This is a genomic window from Sphingopyxis sp. H115 (genome assembly GCF_001468465.1).
In the GTDB taxonomy this organism is placed as follows: Bacteria; Pseudomonadota; Alphaproteobacteria; order Sphingomonadales; family Sphingomonadaceae; genus Sphingopyxis.
The window spans coordinates 96,169-114,829 of record NZ_LNSA01000013.1 but is presented as its reverse complement, the minus strand read 5'-3'; the positions used below and the strand labels follow the sequence as shown (position 1 = coordinate 114,829).

The following is an 18,661-nucleotide window of genomic DNA, read 5'->3' as shown; positions in this document are numbered from 1 at the left end:
GGCAAAAAACCTCTGCAACCAACATTGCCGCGCTGTTCGGACCAATGCCCTTCAACTGCTCAAGGCGAACCGCTTTCTCTCGGCATGGGAAGGTAGACTCCTCATGGAGCACAACTTCAGCGCGGTCCCGCTCGATGTCCTTGATCTGATCGTTGAGCAACGCGAGCCGTTCGAAACAGCGCTCAATTTGCCGACGAAGGTTTGGTGGCAAAGGCCGCCCATCGCCGGTGCGCATGTCGTCGAGCTGTTTTGACCAGTCACCGCCCTTGATGGCTTTGACAGATCGTATGCCCTGTAATGCAAGTAGCCCCCTGATCCGAGAGATAATTCGGGTGCGCTCGTGCACGAGATCGCCGCGCTCCCGCATTACTCGGCGCGCGTCCTCTTCCTCGGGAGAGGGCACGTCCACGACACGGCACACGCTTTTGTCGCCAGCGAGATAGGCTTTGAGGATCCCGATCATTGCTTCGGCGTCGATCCGGTCGGTTTTTGCGCGCCTGCCTCGCCGCGACACGAGGAAGCTGGCGGGATCCAGGACATAGGTATCGATGTCGTTCGACCGCAGTAGCCTTGCGAGCCAGAAGCCATCATATCCAATCTCGAAGCACAGGCGAATGGCGGCAGGTTCACCGATACGATCAGCGGCCTTGCACTCAAGATTGCGAAGGTGACTGATCAGTGCCGCGCTGTTCCCGGCAGGAATTGTCCGCAGCGAAGGCTTCGCCGCTCCTGGCGAGAGCGAGGCAACAAGCCAGTTGCGCTTGCTGAGCTCAACGCTGACAATGACAGAAGTCTTGGGGCAGTAATCTGACGACGAGTTCTCCATGTAGCGTTCTCCGTGAGGTTTGACGGAACAACGGCATAGCCGATCCGGCCTGCATAGGATCTATTACGATCTCGATTGTGAATATGGTTCCGAGGATCCCGCGGACGCGTCGATCACGACGCGCGTCGTCACAATCCTGCTACCGGAAGACTATTGAGTCCCGCGCTGCCGATGGCGCCCATTCCCCCATATCCGAACAGCTCCCACCTCTTGAAAGGCAACCCCATGCGGACCCTTGCAACCTTCGATAACGCCTACCGCGTCGCCGCCCGACTGTCTGACGCTGCCGGTAGATCGTTTGTCATTCTTGCCACCGGAGATCCCGAACAGCCGCACCTCGTCGAACGCGCAGCCGGTCAGCCGAACGCGATCGCTTGCATCGCGATAGCCGCTACCGTCGTCGATAATCGAATCGACCTTCTGGCGTCCTGACGATCGGGAACATGGTTTCCACAATGCTTGTCGTATCCCCGCATCCGCCTGCGGAACCGCCCGTTGTCGTCGCCTTCGGTGCTGGCGTCGATTCAACGGCAATGTTGCTCGAAATGATGGCCCAAGGTCGGCGGATCGATCTTGTGCTTTTCGCGGATACGGGTTCCGAAAAGCCTGAAACCTATGCGTACCGCGATCTCATATTCCGCTGGCTTCGCCGTCGCGGCATCCGGTGCGAGACGGTCCGTTATGAGCCGCGTCGCTTCAAGCACTGGCCTCCATACCGCACTCTCGACGAAAATTGCTTCACCAACGGCACGCTGCCTTCGATCAGCTTCGGCCGCCATAGCTGCTCGCAGAAATGGAAGATCGAACCACAGGATCGTTTCGTCGAAGCATGGGAGCCTGCCATCAGCTGGTGGGCCCGCGGCGGCAAGGTGACGAAGTGCATCGGCTATGACGCCGGCGCCCGCGACAGCAAACGATATGCCCATGCCGAAGGTCATTTGGATCCGCGCTACGACTACGAATATCCGCTGCGCGAATGGGGATGGGACCGCGCCGCTTGTGAGGCCCGCATTCTCGCTGAAGGGCTTCCTCTCCCTAGCAAAAGCGCCTGTTTCATGTGCGGAGCCGCTAAACCATGGGAGATTCGGGACCTCCCGATATCCCAGCTGAGAAGGATTGTCTTGATGGAAGCGCGGGCAAAACCCCGATTGCGCAATGTCGAGGGCTTATGGCGCAAATCGGTGAAAGGACGAAATGGCGCCGAACGCCGCCCAGGCGCGATGACCGACTTCATTCGGGACGAGCAGCTTTTGCCTTCCGACGAAATCGACGCGATCATCGCAATGGCTCCCGCCGCCTTGGTCCGCTTTCAAGATACCGAAGGCAATTTTCCCATCGAGAAACGTGCCGAGCTTTCAGCCTGGCTGAGATGGTTCGACGCGAACGACATGCGACTGTTCGACGACCCAAGCGGATCTCGGTTCTATGACGGCTGCACAGGACCGTTGATCCCCGTCGGATTGCAAGTCGCCGCATAGCGTCAGCATTCCAGCGCCTCTCGAACTACCAGGACTCTTGCCGAAGCCTTTGTTTCGCTTATGATTCCGAACCGGGGCGTATTTGGGGAAACACGACATGGATTTCCGTGAAGCTCTCGACGCAATCGAAAACGGTGCCCGCGTCCGCCGCGACGGGTGGCACAAAGGCCGCCGCTGGATCGCTCGTCAGGACAAGGACGGGTTTGCCGAATATGTGATGGCGCTTACGCAGGACGATCAAACGATCGAATGGCCGCTCGCGATGGGCAGAGCCGACTGGTGCGCAACCGATTGGGTTCTGGTCGACGACAATGGCGCCGACCTTTCCGCTCCGCCGGCGCCGGCTACACCAGAATCCCCTGCTTCTTCAGGAACACCGTAAACGGTTCCGGGAGCTCGCCGTCCCCGCGCGCCATTAGATATGCCGTCATCGCATGAGCCAGCGCGCCTTCGGGATCGAAATCGGCCTCATCCAATGTGGCCAAGGGGTCCCGATCGGCATGTTTCAGGAAATTGTACGGCTTGAAGATATAGTCGAGATAAGACCAGACAGTCTTCTTCGATGCCACGATGACGATATCCCCCGCGGACTTCACCGCGCCCGATTCGATACCTTCCGCGACCGAATTGACAATAGCCTCGAGAATGTCGGAGTCTGGCATTCCCGCTGGGGCGCCTTGGATCTTTGCCAGCGCTGACCGATAGACGCCTTCCTTGATGACCTGAGACACATAGTCATTGCCCTGAGATGCGACGAGCTCCCGAAGCAGGCTCAGTGCAGAAGATGCCACGACATGAACCGCAAGCGGATCATCCTTCCGCCCGAGCATATCGACCGCGGTCAGAATAAGCCGCTCCGCGGCCGTCATCTTGTCGACTATCGTCATAGACGCTCCAAATGTGCCTCAGTGTGCGGTCGAGGTGCCCGCCACCATAATTGGAGTTGTACCGCTCTGCGCTGACTGCAGCCGGTCACCGGGCCGCCACGTCACATGCTGGACGCCTTGCGTCCGCATGAGCTGCTCGAGCGCTTCGTCATATCGAGGCTCGGGCAGATTATGCGCGAGATATACCGCCGTGGCTTCTCCGCCGGTGTCGGTAAGCGTCAAGCTCGCGATCGGCATCTCGAGACCGAGATTGACCCGCATCCCCTTCACGAAATGGCGCTTCTCTTCGATCGCTTGGGTGACCAACATCCGCTCCTCGAGCCCCTCATAGGGGATCCATTCGCGAGTAACGGGCATCACCGACATCTCGAATATTTGCGCGAGGCCCGACGCCCCCATCGAAAAGCTCGCGGCCAGGATCAAACTGCCGTCGCGATCGTCGGACCGCCAAAGCTCCTCTTCCGCCGCGAACCGCTTATGGAAGCGGCGCGCCATATCGGCATCCATGAGGAACGGCCGCTGGGGCATATGCTTGATCAGGATCTTTTCGCCATAGCGCGCGCTCTCGATCGAACGGATCTCGCCGATCAGGATCATAATCCTGCCGGGCTCCGATCGCGCAATGGCTAGCTCCGCGTCCTGACGGCCCGCGATCGCGTCCTTGTCATCAAGACGGAATGTCTCGGGCACGAAAAGCCGCTGCGCGAGAGGATCGCCGCGCACCTTGCAGCCGAGCGCCGCATTCAGGAGCTGCCGGCGAACGATGTACCAGTTGCGCTTGCCCGCCATCCGAGGATGCCAGTGCGTGAGCTGCGCCCGATCCCAAAGGAAATGCAGCATACCGCGCATCGACAGTCGCTGGCCCGTGGCCTTCACGTCAGGCTTGTCGTTCGTGAACGACGCCGGCGCCGCGCGCGCTGGCCCTTTGGACAGCGGGAAACCGAACTTGAGCGTCGTCACGCCATTGTCGATGTCGTCGACGATCGCGCTGCCGAGAACCTGGCCGAGCCCCGTCAGATGATCGGGCGCCTCATAATGATCGCAGTGTGGTGCGTGCCGCGGGCCCGTCCCGGGCCAGCGCGACAGCACATGCCCGCCATGTCGATGGGCGATATAGAGATCGAGCGCGATGTCGCGCCGGCAGAGGCAGCGCACTGCCTGCTTGAGCGTATAGGCTCGCGCCACCATCGCCTCGAACCCGTCTTCGCCTGCGGCCATTTCCCGGTCGAGAACATAGTAGCGCTGCATGGTCAGTCCTCCGGGAGCAATTCAGAAGGCAGAAATGGGGTCCAATGGGCGCCGAGCTCGAAACGCTCGCTGAAGGACGCTCGCGGCCCCTCCGGCGCTGTCGACCAATAGGGATTGTCCGACTTCGCCGGCGTAAGACCGCGATCGTCGGCCTCGACCCAGAGCATCGCGCGAGCAGCCATCAACTTCTCGAGCTCGCCGAACGACGTCGCGACCGCGAGCGGATCGCGGCCCGCGACCGTGTACCATAGGCACCGCTGATAGTCGTCGCCGGCGCGGCCGAGGATGCTGGCAAGTTGCGTCTTGCCCTCATCTTCGCCGCGAACGATGCGCTCCAGAGCGGTACTGAGCTCGATGACGGCGCGCAGCCCCGCGATCGGATCGATACCAATGCTCGCGCCCGCAAGCGCACGCACTTCCCACGCCTGCGTATCGTCATCACGAACATCGTACAGCGCCGCATCGACATCGATGCCTTCCAGCCATAGATCCTGCAGCGCCATAAAAATTTTCCTCGTTTCTTTGCCGAACACGAACTGAAGATCGGCATATTATCAACTGGATCGCATCTGCGAATCCCTAATTCGCACTCGATCGCTGTCGATCCTTATCTTCCGCCTCGAGGCGCGCCCGCGCTCGCGCATAGACTGCTGGAATTTCGTTGAAGGCATCCCAGCCTGAGGCGTGGCAATAGTCATAGAATGCCTGCTCAAGCGGGATCACAAGGTCATGGGTGTCGTCGGCCGCAAACCCGATCACGGCGCCCATCTCTGGCTCTTTGGGATCTCGTCCCCCAATGTAGGGATTCGGGGCATATGCGATGACTGACTTCTCGATCACCTTGCGCCGAAAAACCTCGTAAACCGGCTCAATCGCCTTTTCCCAATCCAGATTCCCTATCTCGACGAGGCGTGACTCGAACGCTTTGCGAACCGCCTCGAGCTTGGCAATCTGTTGGCCGACAAGGGATTCATAGGCGTCCTGGACTGCGGACCCATATTCGCTCCAATCGTCATGAAGCGTTTCCCAGCGCCGCTCATCATCGGCCATCGACTTCAGATGCGCGGAAATCGCATCGCGCGCGATCTCCGACTTGCTACGACCCGACTTCTTCGCCGCGGCCGCCAGCTCAGCTTCTTCCTCGCGCGACAATCGCACGTTAAAGATCCTCATGCGCATCTCCCGATGACTAAGCCATCTTGCGTAAGACAAATTTGAGGATGAGGCAAGATTGTAATACAGGCCGTGAAGGGGCATGCGATGCGGCGCGATCACGTAGCCCATCGTGCGAGATCAGCAGGGCGTTTCGCCAAACTCGTCACAGATCATCCACATCGAAATCAGTGCATCGGCGAGGCACAACTCGACGGTGCGGACATCGACCCCGACGCATGTCGCTATCTGGCGATAACTCAAATCGTGTACGCAATTCAGGAGAAAGACGGACCGCGCTAACGGCCAAACGAGCTGGATCCCGAGCTTCACTTGCTCGCGGAGTTCCGGGGCTGGGCCGATACTCTGCGCAAACGCCGGGTAATGTCGCAATCGGACATGCAGCCAATAGTTCCGCGCGATGCGATGATGCCACATCATCGATCACCTCCCTCGCCGTCGGCGCCGACCAGGTGCGACTGTACCGATACCAGCAGCTCGGAGACCGCGGCTTTCGCGCCGGGGTCGATCGTCCCGACTTGGATGCGACCGCTCGTTGGCGGCGATCGCCATCGTCCGTAGGGCGACAAAAGCGGGACGAGGCGCGCGAAGCGATCGGAATCGAATTGCAGTCCGGCAGCCTTCGCAAAGAAGAGGGCTTTGCCGACGTCCAGTCCAATCCTCCGGCGACAATCGTCGTCCGTCCATCCTTCAGCAATGACGCATGCCGTCAGGGCGAGCTGCGATACAATGCCCAATTGATAGAGCAGGTCGCCCGCGCGCACGATTTCTCCCTTCGGGAAAAACGCTCGCGCGTTCTGCAGCCGCCACTGCGCATCCTCGTATTGTTCGTTGCCGGGGGAAATCGGTGAAGCGCCAAGATAGCCCACGCCGACGATCCCCGCGGCCGCGTTCAATCCGCCAATGAAGGTCCGGCGTTCCATCTGACGTCCCCCGAATTGTGCGCGGGTCGCGCACGCGGAAAGGATCAGGTTCACGGTGGTTAAGTCACCCCCTGTAAATTGGTATTCCAATAAATGGGGGGTAACATGAGGCTCACGTTACAGCGGTTCCGCGGGCTCACTCGAACTCCCGGCGAACCATTCTGACCGACCACAGCGCATCGGCGATACAGCGTTCGATCGTCGCCACGTCGACGTCGACCGCGGTCGCAATCGCTCCATAGGACAGATCATCGACGCGGTGCATGAGGAACACGCGCCGCGCGAAGGGCCACAACAGGTCCATCGCCAGATCCAGTTGATCGAGGACCGGCGGATCAGCGCCGAGCCGACGAGCATAATGCGGATAGCGCTTCGCGCGGATCCGGAGCCAATAAGCGCGCGACAAGTGATGATGCCATTTCATCGTGCGCGCGCTTCGATGCGCTCGCCGGCGAGCCGGCGCCGCACCTTCGCAAGCAAGTCATTTAGTGTCGCCGACACGCGAAGCTCGTCGATCGCCGCGGTCATCGGCAGATCGGCCGCAAAAGGCCCGCGCCATTGCCCATAGGGTGAGAGCAGCCGGGCCAGTTCGAGCATGTCGGGCTGACGATGATCCAAACCTGCCCCGTTCGCAATCGCCAATGCCTTGTCGACGAAGAGGCCGATCCGCTGCCGGCACCAATCGTCCGAAGCGCCAAGATCGAGCAAATATGCGCCGATGCCGAGCTGCGCCACGATCCCCGCCTGATAGAGAAGGTCGCGCGGATCCCGATAAAGTCCCGCGGCTACGCCCTGGTAGAATTCTTGTGCACGCTCGAAGCGATCCGCGCCGCGGCCCTGCAGGCTGCGCCCCCAATCGCTCACATTGTCGTCGATCGGCAATATGCCGGTCAGCAAAAGTCCTCCGCCGGCGCGCACAAGGCCCCGGCGCGACAAGCTCGTTGTCACGATCATCGTCTTCATCCTGCTGTTGTTCGGTCGCGGTCCGGCGAGGGCCTCGAACGACCGAGGTCAATGAAATCAGACTTTTCGCTGTCGCGCTATACCCAGAAAGGGGGGTGTGTCTGACGTCAATAATACGGCTCCGCCGAAGTCTCGCTGGCGCGAATATCCCCCGACATTTCGTCCGGAAAGTGCGGGATTCTGCGGCTGATGGATTGGGGGAGGGGGTTGATCCGAGAATTGGAGCACGGAAAGGCGGGCCACCGAGCGGCATACGCCGATCGGCAACCTGCTCTACTCGCTAAGGCCGCGATTCTGCGATCGCGACCAAGCTCGCCGAGCCCCTGCGGGTCTCGTCCCTTCGGGTAACGATCAGGGGCATGGGAAGATGGTCGGCCGCCCTTTGGCGCCCGCCGTCATTCTCGAGGCCTCGCCACGCTAATCGCGTGCCGAGGCGCCGGGGTGCGCGCAAACCTGCCCCTCTCCCTTCTACGCCGCCTTTCAGGCTCCCGGCGTCGCATCCGGCGGCACGCGGGGACGCGCCCTGCGGGCGCTCAAGCAGAAAACCGGCCCTTCGGGCCTACGGCTTTCCACCGCTGCGCGTCGGAACCTTCCGTTTTTCAGCTTGCCCCGCGCTATCCCCCGTCTGCTTCTTGGGGCCTGCGACGGCGGCTCCGAAGGGGATGGACAGGTGAGGGCATCGCATCGCTTTCCCCGACCGATATGGAACCGGCCCTGGTCGGGCCGGGAGATCTTCGTTGGCCGCGCTACCGCGCGTCTGTTTGATGCTCCGGCTCACCAAAGAGGATCGGAATTTCGTCAAGAAAACAATGCGATAGACCGGATTTGACGCCGCCGCTATTAAGTAATGGTCAAGACGGCAACGCCGCTTTGACTTCATCAACGGGGGCATTGCCCTAATATCTGGAGTAACAGACATGGCGAATATTGGTTTTCTCAATCCGGCGGACAATGGCGGCTATATCGGCAAGATCGATACGCTCGCCTTTTCCAACACCATCGGTTTGCGCCGCTTCGTCAGCGACAACCCGAAGGCTCCCAAATTCGAGGTAATGGCACTCACCAACGCGCGGACCTGGATCAAGATCGGCGCGGTGTTCGAGCAAGTCATCCGTTCGAGCGGCGAGGTCTTCTATCAGGGCCGCATCGACGATCCGAGCATGTCGCGGCCGATGGACATTGCTCTGTTCGGTGACGGCAAGGGAGGTTTTGCGGTCGCATGGACGCGCCGCCGCGCGCGGCAGGACATGCCCGCTGGGCAAACCGAACTGCCCCCGATGGGCGAAGGCGGCGACAATGAAGCCGCCCCGCAGGAAGGTCTCGGTGACAGCACCGCGCCCGACGCGCCGCAGAGCGGCAAGGGCAAGGGCGCAGCAGGGAAGGGGGGTGAAACCGCCGACAAGGCGACCGCCTGAATAAAGGAGGCCGGGAGAGGGTCTAGCTCTTCCGGCCTCTCATGGCTGAACATTGGTCAATGTCCGCTTCGATGCTTATCCATTTTCCGAAGCGGCGAACAGGAAATTTCATCATGGCCCGCTTCGATAACTTTGCCGACCTCGCAGAACATTATGCCAGCCTCACCAGCGCCGACGCCTTCGCGGGCGCTTTCACCAGCGAAATTGCCGCCAGCCAGCTTTCCATCCACGACGAACCGACGGCCGACGACTTGCCCGACGCCGACGCAGCGCGCGCCGTTGCGGCCCACGTAACCGGCGAGATTTTCAACCTCTTTGCCGATACGCGCCTTGCACTTGTCGCACCTCGTATCGCTTGGGGGATCGTCAACAGCTTCCACAAGGTGGCGCAGCAACTTTCGCGGCAAGAGGATGACGCCGCGCGCGAACTTGGCGAGCTGGCCCGCGTCATGGACCCTTCCGAAATCCATGCGGTGAAGGTCGAGGAAACGCAGCGTCTTTGCCAGTCCCTGCACGAAGCCGTCGCGGCGATCGAAATGATGCGCGACCATGCGGCCGAGATTTACCGCGTCGAATGCGGCCGACCTTGGTCCGCGACTACCGGCAGCCGGACGAGCCGCACGCTCACCGCTTCGCAGATCGACGCGCGCGACTATCTCGCGGCGCGCGCAGCGGAAAAGCGGGAAGCACACGCCCCGACCGGTCCGGTTGTTGTTTTGTCGGGTGGTCAGGACTGGACCGAACATCAGGCGATTTGGGACCGCCTCGACACCATCAAGGCCCGCATTCCCGCAATGACGCTTGTCACGACCGGGCAGCACAAGGGCGCCGACGCCATCGGCGCGGCATGGGCCGCCGCGCGCGGGGTGCCGCTTGTCGCCTTTGGGCTTAACCGTCGGCTTGGGAACCGCGCCGCGTTCGAGCGCAATCGTTCCATTCAGCGGTTGCTTCCCGTTGAAGCGGTCATTTGCGAAGGCAGCGGCATCCAGATCAATCTCTCGCAGAATCTTCGCGCCGCTGGCGTCCCGCTCACCATCTTCAAACATGCAGATTTTGCGATCCGCGATCAGGCTCACGCCTGATCGCTTTCGCCCATCGGGAGAATTACGATGCGACTCTATCTGACCAGCACTGGCGAATGGACGGGAAATCAAAGCGACGCAGCGGGCTTGGTCCGCGCGAACGGCGGGACCTGGGAACAGATCGACGTTCCGACCGACAAGCCGGGCCTGATTGCATGGCTCACCCAACAGTGGGCGCGGTTTTCAATGATTGCGGCACCGTCAGCGCCGATGGCGGCGCCGACCGACGCAGACGCGCAGCGAGCGGAAAGCCTCCGCCGGATCAGCATCGAGGAAGAGATTCAGAGTTGCGACCTTCCCCGGCTCGCAGTGCTCGCGGAAAATGTCGCTTGGCGTTTTCATGAACTCGCGCGCGCCTCGAAACACGATCAGGCCCGGTGACTGACGACATTCGATTTTCTTGATACACCGACCGAAGGAGCCGAACCGATGAATGTGGAAATTCTCGCGCACCCCGAGGTGAAATCCGCGCTTAACCGTCTGCTCGACGTCGCGCGGTCGGACACGGGTCAATCTGCCCGTGTCGCGAATTTCCTGCTCGCATGGTGGGATGGCGACCAATGGGGCCATTTTCCGGTGACCGACCTGTTCGGCGTCGACCGGGATGTTGCGGCCGACATTGCGACTGTCTTCGCCTTTCTCGGTCAGCACGGCGGGGCCGTGTATATCAACGCGTTTGGCGATCAGTATCGCGATCAAATGGCCGATCTGGTCGTGCGCTGGCGGCCCGACTAGCTCTCAAGCCCCCTTCGTCACTTCAACATATTTTTTCACCGCAGCCGGTGAGGTATCCACCCCACCGTGGCCGCGCTGCGTCGGATATAATGCCATGCGCTTCACTCCACACCACGGAATCTATGCCTATGAGCGGACGAACCGGAAATTGAAGGCGGCGGAACGCCGCCTGCGTCTGGATCGCGAGAAATTCCCGCTCTTCGCCGCCGAGATCGCCGAGAGCCAGCCGACGCCGGAGGAATTGCTCGACGCGCGCGGCAGAGCATTCGTCGAGAACCAGCAAGCGAACCGCGATCGCGAGGCTCGAAACTGGTGGCGCGCGCGCGCCGAGCTGCGCGCGATCGCCGAACCGGATCGCGCCGCATTCATCCGCTATTGGGATCGCTGCAAATGCCCCGGCAATGCGGGCTATTTGCTGACCTACATCAATATGTTTCGTGACGGCCGACTGATCGTTCACGAAGGCGAGGTACGTCCGCGCAGCGATGTCGAATGGGAGCGTGATCGCAAAGCCAAGATCGCGGCCATGCCCGACCTTGAGCTGGACGTGATGATCCAGACCCACATCAGTCCGCTTTTCGCCGAATGGGGGCGCGAGGAACGTAGGCGCCGTGCGGAAATGAGCGCGGACGTTCCGCCCGCGCGCTCCAGCTCGATGCGCCGCAAGCGGCGCGGCGTGCGGTCGGGGCCGAAAGAGCGGAGATGAACGTCTTTATAGAATTGCGCGAATCTGAACCGGGCACGTCTTCTCAGGCCGGTGGCAGCAATTTGAAAGCCCGGTTCGAGCAACCTGCTAGGATTCGCAAATAACAGGAGGGGAAACTACCCATGCCGAAGCCTAAATCTCCCGTTGAGCGTCCGGCGAAAGACATCGAATGTATTGCACTCGTCAAGCCCGGCTCGGCGCTCGCTCGCCATTGGAACTTCATCAAACCGACGTTCGGAATCTACGAGTATCGCAAAGCCTTCGATACGCACGATCTCCGGTTCGGCGATGGAAGCTCGCAGCGCCTGACCCCCGCACAGTTTCGCGATGTCATCTTGCTGAAGGACGACGGCGCCGAGCTGGTCGGGCGGCTGTTCGACTAGTCGTCGCCGGCAGTGGATCCCGGCGTAGAGGGCCGAGCCCTCATGCCGTGATCCAGCCCGCACGCGGGCAGTTTCTCGATCGCTTGCCGAGTTCCCGCTTTCTTCCCTGCATCGATTGTGATACTGTGAATACATCTATTCAAACAGGAGCGCCATCATGGCAACATCCGTAAGACTCGATGCTGAAACCGAGGGTCGGCTTGATCGGCTGGCCGACCTGACCGGTCGGACCAAAGCCTATTACATCCGCGAGATGATCGAGCGCAGCATCGAGGACATGGAAGACTATTACCTTGCCGCCAAGGTTGTTGAAGACATTCGGGCGGGCCGCGAAACCATCTCCAGCCTCGACGACGTGGAGCGCCGTCTTGGCTTGGACAATTGAACTTTCTGGCGCGGCGGAAAAGTCGCTGAAGAAGCTGGACCGGCAAGCGGCCCAGCGTATCATCAGTTTTCTTCGCGAGCGTGTCGCCGATGGCGAGGGCCCGAGGTCAACGGGCAAAGCGCTTCAAGGGCCGCTGGCAGGCTTGTGGCGCTATCGTGTCGGGGATTTTCGGATCATCTGCGAAATTGAAGATGGCAAACTGGTGGTCCTTGTTCTTACCATAGGACATCGCAGCGATGTATACCGCCGATGATCCGAAAATCGGAACGGGGAGACGCCAAATGATTACAGTCAGGAACCTTGCCGGTCGGATCGCACGCACATTGTTTGTCACCGTGCCCGACGAAGCGACCCAATTCTTCTGGCTGTCGCTGGAGCCGTCGTTCGAATTCGACGACGATCCTCGCTGGCTTCGCTTCGTCCGCCGAGTTACGTGGCTCCTCGCATGGATTACAGGTCTCGCCTCTTTCGTGTTGATGCCCCTGGCTATCTACACCATCGCGGCACATAGCGCATACGGCATGGGCCTCTTTTGCGCCTACTCGGGCGGCGTGGGGTCATTTGGTTTCTTCATGGCGCTGCGCGGTATCGCGCATGATCGCAACCGCCAGCATATTGCACTCTCTCCCGAGGAACTGAGCAACGAAGCCGTCCGGAGCCTCCGGACCGCCAAAGCGCCGCCGGAAGCAATCGCCCTCAACGACCTAATGGACTGAGGTCAGGCTCCAAGACGTCTTCGGCTATGTGATCCAGCGCCGTATCTATCCCACCCACCGTTCGGAATAGCCGACCGAAAGCTCCAGACCCTGCTTGGTGAAGCTGATGGCGTAGGCCGGGGAGGGGAAGGGCACCACGACGCCCGATCGCGGATCTAGGTTCGACGATCGCCGGGGGCAATCGGTTTCTGAAGCGTCCCGCTGAACATCTCTCCATAGGGCGACCGGCGACGGAACGTGCGACCTTCATGCCATCGACCTCGAGCACGAGGCGTCCAATACGAAAGTCGAGTTGCTGCCCATCTCCTTGGGCCGTCTCGTTGCTGTCTGACGCACGTAGGCAGCTCGCCCGCCTATTGCGGGACGGGCTTGTCAGCCCTCAAGCAGAAAACCGGCGCTGCGCGCCTACGGTTTCCACTTCGTGGACCCTCCGTTTTTCAGCTTGCCCGCGGCGAGCGGCCGCCTCCTCGAAGTGCGTCAGCAACGACACCACCCAAGGAGATACATCATGCAGAACATCGCTGAATTTCGCATCATCGGCCGCGTCGGCAAAGTCGACGCCAAAGAGAAAGTCACCCACATCGACATCGCCAGCAACTACCCCCGCAAGGACGGTGATAGCTGGAAGGACGACACCCACTGGAACCGCGTCACCTTCTTCGGCAAGCTGAACGAACGGGCCGCGAAGATCGGCAAGGGCGACCTGGTTCACATCACCGGACGCGTCCGCCAGAACAGCTACGAAGCCGACGGCACCCGCCACTACACGGTCGACCTCATCGCCGACCGGATGGCCACCATCATCAAGAACGGCGACGCACCCGCAGATCGCGACGATGACGACCAGGACGACAACGTCCCCTTCTGACCATCCCGGGGGCGGTCTCGGCCGCCCCTTCAGTCTTCTCAGGAGACGCATCATGGAACCCGAACTCTACGACGCCTATCGTGCTTTGGACTACGACGCAGCGGATCAGATGGAGCTGAACTTCGACGATCCCGACGAACAGCCGATGTTCGACTTCACGGCCGACATCGCTGCAGGATCAACGACCCGCCATTGACCCACAGACTGCTATCGAAACCACAAGCGAGGGCCGGAACTTTCCGGCCCTTTCGCTTTGCTCCCCGCGCGCGACTGGACGCCTCGCTTACGGCGGGACAAGGCCCGCCGGTTCGCATCGCCGTCAATCAATTCGACATCACCGGTATTGGTTTCGCGCTTCCGTGCGATCGGCTCGCTCGTTGCATTGCTTCGCTCGCAACCAGCGCATCGCCGATCGCAGTGCTGCACCGTCGCGATCGGACGAAAGGAAATTTATCTGTTGTTGTAGACTCAGCATGGAGCCGCGTCACCGTCCCCGTCAAGGATGAGCGGTCCCCCCAATTTTTCCTTCAGAAAAATCGGTTCCCCCACTCCCCGCTGCGCGGCGGCTTCGCCGTCCTTGACCGGAACGGCGCCCCAGCTCCCCGAGACGTTGTCATCGACAGGCTTCAAAGGAGGACAATCATGGAACTCGCAATCAACGCACGCATCGCTCATCTCGAAAGCGCCGCACGTTCAATCAGCCGGCAGATAGATCGCACCGAATTTTTCGCGGACATGATCGACTGGAACTCGATGACGATCGAGGATTGCCGATTGATCTCGATGCAAGAGGATCATCTTGCCGAGACACTGGCAGAGACCGAAATGGAACTCGATTTCCGATACGAGCAGCTTTGCTTCACGGCGCACTGAGCGCCGACGGAACCGCCGCTGCACTGGCGGCGGTTCCTTTATGTGCTGCACCGATCCACATTCTGCTCGCTTGCCGCCGAGCTACGCCGGCGGACAGCGCATCGCAGACAAATGCTCGCGGATCGTGTTGCACGCGTCCAACGCGAAGCCGCCGAACGATCGCCTCGCTTGTCGCTTGCTTCGCTCGCGACCTGCGCATCGCCGACCGCTTCAAAGTGCCGAGAGAGCTTCCGCAATCTTCGTCGGTCCATGCTTGTCGATCGCTTTCGCAATGACCGTCGCTACGCTCCGGTCCATGCGAGCGATCTTCACTTTAGTGAGCGCACCAAGCAGCACATCGCGGCCAGCATCGAGCTCCGCCTCGCGAGCGCGGCGTTCGGCCTTCGTTACTTCCGCAAGCTCCGCTTCCAACGCCTCTCGCTTAGCGGTAATCGCGTCCAGATTGCCCTCGATCTTCTTGGCTCTTGGCATGTCTTCTTTCCTTTTCAGCGGTTCTCATTGCGCCCATTGCTATCACGATGACGATGAAATTCCAGTCCCATATAGGAACCGTCAGAAACTCAACGCTGGCCACTCCAGCGAACTCATATTGTACCCGATAGCGTTCCGGTTTGATCGCCCCCGGCGTCAAAGTGAATTGCGTTTTGGGCGCGCTACGCCAGCGTTTTGGGTTCGCGCTTCGCGCTCCCAAAAGCGCAATACGTCTTTTGGCGATTGCTCCCACAGGTGTCGCAATCAATCCGTCATCCGTCAGGCCGGCTGATCCTTGTCGGGGTTCCAGTCCGGAACCCGTTCGGCATCGTTCAACCGAACGATCCTCACCGATCGCATCGACCGTTCCGGTCTCACGATCGGCAAATGTCTGCCGAGGCTGACGCCTCACGCAGATCGAATCTCTCATGCCCGAACCGGGCACGATGTGCCCAGGTGCAGGCAAACTGACGGGCTACGCCCGAATTCTCTTCGATAAGCAGAATGAGAAACCCGCTTCGGGGATATCTCATTCTGAGATGCACACGGTATGCGGCGAGCCGCAATTTTGTGTTGGCATAACATATTGATTTAACTCCTATAATTGGCGTCAGCCAAACGTCTGCCCGGTCTGCCAAACGGCTGACAATGCAGGCTGCCGTTTGGCTGACAGTCATAACCCATTGAATTAACGTCGGTTAATCGGCCCCCTGTGTCTGCCAAAGTATGCCGTGGCTATTTGGTCCCCCGCGAAACCTTGACCCTCCAGGCGCCTCGCGCTAGAAGATGCGCGTCCTGCCTTCGCACTCAGGAACCCACCAACCGTCCACCATCGGAGGGACGGTTGGAGCGTATTACTGTCAGATTCACTCCGGAGTTGGCCAAAGCGGTCGCTTCGTGGTGTGAGTCAAATTCGATCCCCGCAGCGCGCCTCGTTCGGGATGCGCTTCAGCTCTATTTCGACGTCAAGGCGGGAAAAGCATTCGACCCCCAGCGCATGGCAATCATCTGCGAATATACGCAGCTGGTTGCTGACGAATGGGTCAAGAAGAACGCCCCGGATCGGCGCGACGAGTTCCTCGCAACCGTCGATGCGCGATTGGACCGCCATCATGGCGGATAAGCACTCGCGCCCCAAACATCCGCGCGCCTGGTCGAGCCACGGTGAAGCCAATCGCAACTCCGGAAACTTCACACGCGGCTCTCAGCTTATCGGCCACCAGTTCTCGATGTGGTGGCGCGGCGCGCGCGTTCCGCTGTTCGTATGGTTCGGGCTGCTCGCCGCATTCTTGTGGCTGAAACTCACCCTCATCCTCGACGACTATGAGTTCCAGATGCTCGGAACAAAGGCGCTCGCTGCGACGTGGGATTTCATCGGGCTCGACGAAATGAAGCGCGCGAACGTGACGCTTCGGGACGGCAGCATCTACCAAACCTATATGGGTTACGTATCCTATATACCTGACGTCCAGATTGCATGGGCAAAGCTCATGAACGCATTGTTCGGGAGCTTCATCTTCGCGACGATCGGCGCCGGCACCTTTGCATGGTGGTTCATTCCATGGGCCCGCGAGCGGGGCGAATCTATCCTCGCCGATCACCACGAACGCGGGGTTGAGATCGTCGAATATGACGTCCTCAAGATGATGCTCGATCGTCACAACCTTGAGCGCGTTCGCGCTCGCGCGAAGGAAGCCTTTCCCGATCTTACGCTGGCGCAGGTCGAGGCGTTGCCGATCGCCCAGCGGAAAGAGGCCGGGGTGATTTTGCCGTACAAGATTGCGACCCTGCCGTTCCCCTACGGCTTCGAACAAAGCCATGTCATGCTCACCGGTACGACCGGTACAGGGAAGACAACGCTCATCCGGCAGGTCGTGGCCCAGGCGATCGAGCGAGGCGATCGATGCGTCCTGTTCGACCTGACGGGGCACTATATGGAAGCCTTCTATGATCCCGAGCGCGACTTCGTTTTGAACCTCAACGATGCACGCTGCGAGTCCTGGTCGTTGTTCAACGACTGCCATTCGCGCAGCGAGCTGGTGAACGCGGCGTCCGCGCTTATCCCGGCGGATCATGGTTCCGATGGCGGCTTCTGGGAGAAGGCGGCGCGCACGCTGCTCGTCGAGATGTGCGACAATCTGCGCAAGAAGGGACGCGGCACCAACAAGCATCTTTGCGACGAACTGCTGAAGGCAAACCTCAAGAAGATTTACGCCAGTTTGATGGGGACGGTAGCCGAGCCGCTCGTATCGCCGGATGCCACAAAGATGGCGCAATCGATCCGTGCGGTGCTCAACGCCAACGCGGAAGCCATTCGGTTCCTGCCCGACGGCGGCGAACAATTCTCGATCAAGGACTGGATCAAGCGGGACAATGGGGAAGCCTCCATCCTCTTCATCACGGCGCAATACGCCCACCTCGATATGTCGCGGTCGCTCCTCACACTCTGGATGAACATCGCGATCAATACGATCATGACCCTAAAGCATACGCGGCAACTTCGTACCTGGTTTATCTTCGACGAGTTGGCAGCGCTTCACCAGCTACCCGCGCTCGAACGGGGACTGCAGACGGCCCGCAGCTTTGGCGGTGCCTTCTTGCTCGGACTGCATAACTTTGCGGGTCTGCGCAAAACCTACGGCGACGATGGCGCGCAGAATATCATCAGTCTGGCGAACACGAATGTCATTCTTCGCGTCAAGGAGCGGGAGACCGCAGAAGAATGCTCGCGGCTTATCGGGTTCCGGAAGGTCCGCACAATGGACGAGTCCTATAGCTATGGCGCGCACCAGACCCGTGACGCTTCGACCATCTCGCCTACCACCAAGGAAGAGGCACTGGTGATCGCCGACGACATCACCAGCCTCCCCAATCTGAATGCCTATATCCGCTTCCCGGAGAAGTTTCCTTCCGCCTTGGTGTCGTTCCCCTACGTCGGTTTTCCCGCTGTTGCCGAGGGCTTCATCGAAGCCGAACCACCGCCGGACATTCTTCCCGTCGACGACGATGATGACGACGAGACCGGGGAAGAAGGGGGTGGACCGGACATTGCAGCCGATCGACCCGAACCCGGCGTTGAACCGGAAGCAGATCGGGAAGATCGCCGTGAGATTTCGCACCTGCAGGATGGGCGAGAGCTTCGCGCGCGCGACGTCCTCGATGTACGTCGTTCCCAGGTTGGTGGGCAGATCGCGACGACGGGGGCAACCGAAAAAGGCACCGCCAGCGGCTCGCTCGCGAAGCGTTCGATCGACGATGACCATCCGAGGGTGACCACGCCTCGCAATGCCGGCACGGGGGGCAGCGGCCAGCAGGATGCCCTCGCCAACAGGGAGCAGCTTCGCGGTTCGAAAGATCCCGTGGAAGAAAAGGGCGGCGAGCTGGCCCGTCGTGAATCCCGTATGGATTTTGGCGAGACCGATCAGCGCCGCGCCGGCGGCGCGGAGCTTGGCGCCGACGGCATGGCGCGCGGCAGCGACGATCTCGACATGGATATGGATTGAGCGACCATGAGCTGTTCGCCTCTTCC

At 60.5% G+C, this 18,661-nt stretch carries 29 protein-coding genes; 18 read left to right on the top strand and 11 right to left on the bottom strand.

The window, feature by feature from the left end; genetic code table 11:
* Positions 1–826, bottom strand: an 826-nt coding sequence (locus ATE71_RS11300) for an IS110 family transposase (protein WP_058803386.1), incomplete at its 3' end; no start/stop codon positions are given.
* Positions 827–845: 19 nt separating this feature from the next.
* Between ATE71_RS11300 and ATE71_RS22160 the strand changes: the two genes are divergently transcribed.
* The 4 genes from ATE71_RS22160 (at position 846) to ATE71_RS22155 (ending at position 2,686) form a co-directional block, all read left to right on the top strand.
* Complete coding sequence (locus ATE71_RS22160) at positions 846–983, top strand: DUF3768 domain-containing protein (RefSeq protein WP_152998753.1); 138 nt, start codon at positions 846–848, stop codon at positions 981–983.
* Between the two features lie 68 nt (positions 984–1,051).
* Positions 1,052–1,258, top strand: coding sequence for a hypothetical protein (locus ATE71_RS11295; RefSeq protein WP_058801057.1), 207 nt, complete (start codon positions 1,052–1,054; stop codon positions 1,256–1,258).
* 23 nt (positions 1,259–1,281) lie between these two features.
* Positions 1,282–2,304: a hypothetical protein gene (locus ATE71_RS11290; protein ID WP_197412003.1), complete on the top strand. Its 1,023-nt coding sequence runs from the start codon at positions 1,282–1,284 to the stop codon at positions 2,302–2,304.
* A 97-nt stretch (positions 2,305–2,401) separates the two neighbouring features.
* Positions 2,402–2,686, top strand: coding sequence for a Thoeris anti-defense Tad2 family protein (locus ATE71_RS22155; RefSeq protein WP_152998751.1), 285 nt, complete (start codon positions 2,402–2,404; stop codon positions 2,684–2,686).
* Here ATE71_RS22155 and ATE71_RS11280 read toward each other — a convergent pair.
* The 8 genes from ATE71_RS11280 to ATE71_RS11245 form a co-directional block, all read right to left on the bottom strand.
* On the bottom strand, positions 2,649–3,191 hold the full coding sequence (locus ATE71_RS11280) for a hypothetical protein (protein ID WP_058801059.1): 543 nt from the start codon (positions 3,189–3,191) through the stop codon (positions 2,649–2,651). The two genes, ATE71_RS22155 and ATE71_RS11280, sit on opposite strands and share 38 nt — an antisense overlap.
* An 18-nt stretch (positions 3,192–3,209) precedes the next feature.
* On the bottom strand, positions 3,210–4,439 hold the full coding sequence (locus ATE71_RS11275; protein ID WP_058801060.1) for a DUF1173 domain-containing protein: 1,230 nt from the start codon (positions 4,437–4,439) through the stop codon (positions 3,210–3,212).
* A 2-nt stretch (positions 4,440–4,441) separates the two neighbouring features.
* Complete coding sequence (locus ATE71_RS11270) at positions 4,442–4,942, bottom strand: hypothetical protein (RefSeq protein ID WP_058801061.1); 501 nt, start codon at positions 4,940–4,942, stop codon at positions 4,442–4,444.
* A gap of 76 nt (positions 4,943–5,018) precedes the next feature.
* The gene (locus ATE71_RS11265; RefSeq protein WP_058801261.1) at positions 5,019–5,612 is read right to left on the bottom strand and encodes a TraY domain-containing protein; all 594 of its coding nucleotides are present in this window, start codon (positions 5,610–5,612) and stop codon (positions 5,019–5,021) included.
* Between the two features lie 120 nt (positions 5,613–5,732).
* On the bottom strand, positions 5,733–6,032 hold the full coding sequence (locus ATE71_RS11260; protein ID WP_058801063.1) for a hypothetical protein: 300 nt from the start codon (positions 6,030–6,032) through the stop codon (positions 5,733–5,735).
* Entirely contained in the window at positions 6,029–6,589 is a 561-nt protein-coding gene (locus ATE71_RS11255; protein ID WP_152998750.1) for a hypothetical protein, read from the bottom strand. Before ATE71_RS11255 ends, ATE71_RS11260 begins: the two co-directional genes overlap by 4 nt.
* An 82-nt stretch (positions 6,590–6,671) precedes the next feature.
* Positions 6,672–6,959, bottom strand: coding sequence for a sigma factor-like helix-turn-helix DNA-binding protein (locus ATE71_RS11250; RefSeq protein WP_058801065.1), 288 nt, complete (start codon positions 6,957–6,959; stop codon positions 6,672–6,674).
* Positions 6,956–7,489 (bottom strand): hypothetical protein, encoded by a 534-nt coding sequence (locus ATE71_RS11245; RefSeq protein ID WP_152998749.1) that lies wholly within the window; start codon positions 7,487–7,489, stop codon positions 6,956–6,958. The genes ATE71_RS11250 and ATE71_RS11245 overlap by 4 nt, the downstream gene beginning before the upstream one ends.
* Positions 7,490–8,415: 926 nt before the next feature.
* On the opposite strand from ATE71_RS11245, the gene ATE71_RS11240 reads away from it, so the two are divergent.
* From ATE71_RS11240 to ATE71_RS22150, 12 genes are all read left to right on the top strand, one after another.
* Positions 8,416–8,913, top strand: coding sequence for a DUF736 domain-containing protein (locus tag ATE71_RS11240; RefSeq protein WP_058801067.1), 498 nt, complete (start codon positions 8,416–8,418; stop codon positions 8,911–8,913).
* Between the two features lie 113 nt (positions 8,914–9,026).
* Entirely contained in the window at positions 9,027–9,995 is a 969-nt protein-coding gene (locus ATE71_RS11235; RefSeq protein ID WP_058801121.1) for an SLOG family protein, read from the top strand.
* 27 nt (positions 9,996–10,022) lie between these two features.
* A complete protein-coding gene (locus ATE71_RS11230; RefSeq protein ID WP_058801068.1) occupies positions 10,023–10,376 on the top strand; it encodes a hypothetical protein in 354 nt (117 codons plus the stop codon).
* Positions 10,377–10,424: 48 nt separating this feature from the next.
* Positions 10,425–10,730: a hypothetical protein gene (locus ATE71_RS11225; RefSeq protein WP_058801069.1), complete on the top strand. Its 306-nt coding sequence runs from the start codon at positions 10,425–10,427 to the stop codon at positions 10,728–10,730.
* Between the two features lie 94 nt (positions 10,731–10,824).
* Complete coding sequence (locus tag ATE71_RS11220) at positions 10,825–11,436, top strand: hypothetical protein (RefSeq protein ID WP_058801262.1); 612 nt, start codon at positions 10,825–10,827, stop codon at positions 11,434–11,436.
* 122 nt (positions 11,437–11,558) lie between these two features.
* Complete coding sequence (locus ATE71_RS11215) at positions 11,559–11,819, top strand: hypothetical protein (RefSeq protein WP_058801071.1); 261 nt, start codon at positions 11,559–11,561, stop codon at positions 11,817–11,819.
* A 157-nt stretch (positions 11,820–11,976) separates the two neighbouring features.
* Positions 11,977–12,204: a DUF6290 family protein gene (locus tag ATE71_RS11210; protein ID WP_058801072.1), complete on the top strand. Its 228-nt coding sequence runs from the start codon at positions 11,977–11,979 to the stop codon at positions 12,202–12,204.
* The gene (locus ATE71_RS21740; protein WP_082656927.1) at positions 12,188–12,457 is read left to right on the top strand and encodes a type II toxin-antitoxin system RelE family toxin; all 270 of its coding nucleotides are present in this window, start codon (positions 12,188–12,190) and stop codon (positions 12,455–12,457) included. The genes ATE71_RS11210 and ATE71_RS21740 overlap by 17 nt, the downstream gene beginning before the upstream one ends.
* 28 nt (positions 12,458–12,485) lie before the next feature.
* Entirely contained in the window at positions 12,486–12,920 is a 435-nt protein-coding gene (locus ATE71_RS11205; protein ID WP_058801073.1) for a hypothetical protein, read from the top strand.
* Between the two features lie 508 nt (positions 12,921–13,428).
* Entirely contained in the window at positions 13,429–13,788 is a 360-nt protein-coding gene (locus ATE71_RS11200; protein WP_058801074.1) for a single-stranded DNA-binding protein, read from the top strand.
* Positions 13,789–13,840: 52 nt separating this feature from the next.
* On the top strand, positions 13,841–13,984 hold the full coding sequence (locus ATE71_RS22510; protein WP_156417120.1) for a hypothetical protein: 144 nt from the start codon (positions 13,841–13,843) through the stop codon (positions 13,982–13,984).
* Positions 13,981–14,661, top strand: a complete 681-nt coding sequence (locus tag ATE71_RS22150; protein ID WP_152998748.1) for a hypothetical protein — start codon at positions 13,981–13,983, stop codon at positions 14,659–14,661. The genes ATE71_RS22510 and ATE71_RS22150 overlap by 4 nt, the downstream gene beginning before the upstream one ends.
* A 210-nt stretch (positions 14,662–14,871) precedes the next feature.
* Here ATE71_RS22150 and ATE71_RS11190 read toward each other — a convergent pair whose 3' ends face one another.
* Both ATE71_RS11190 and ATE71_RS22145 read right to left on the bottom strand, forming a co-directional pair.
* Positions 14,872–15,132, bottom strand: a complete 261-nt coding sequence (locus ATE71_RS11190) for a hypothetical protein (protein ID WP_058801076.1) — start codon at positions 15,130–15,132, stop codon at positions 14,872–14,874.
* Positions 15,083–15,562 (bottom strand): hypothetical protein, encoded by a 480-nt coding sequence (locus ATE71_RS22145; RefSeq protein ID WP_152998747.1) that lies wholly within the window; start codon positions 15,560–15,562, stop codon positions 15,083–15,085. Before ATE71_RS22145 ends, ATE71_RS11190 begins: the two co-directional genes overlap by 50 nt.
* A 447-nt stretch (positions 15,563–16,009) precedes the next feature.
* Between ATE71_RS22145 and ATE71_RS11185 the strand changes: the two genes are divergently transcribed.
* Complete coding sequence (locus ATE71_RS11185) at positions 16,010–16,255, top strand: hypothetical protein (RefSeq protein ID WP_058801077.1); 246 nt, start codon at positions 16,010–16,012, stop codon at positions 16,253–16,255.
* On the top strand, positions 16,224–18,635 hold the full coding sequence (locus ATE71_RS11180) for a type IV secretion system DNA-binding domain-containing protein (protein ID WP_197412001.1): 2,412 nt from the start codon (positions 16,224–16,226) through the stop codon (positions 18,633–18,635). Before ATE71_RS11185 ends, ATE71_RS11180 begins: the two co-directional genes overlap by 32 nt.
* Positions 18,636–18,661: the final 26 nt, after the last annotated feature.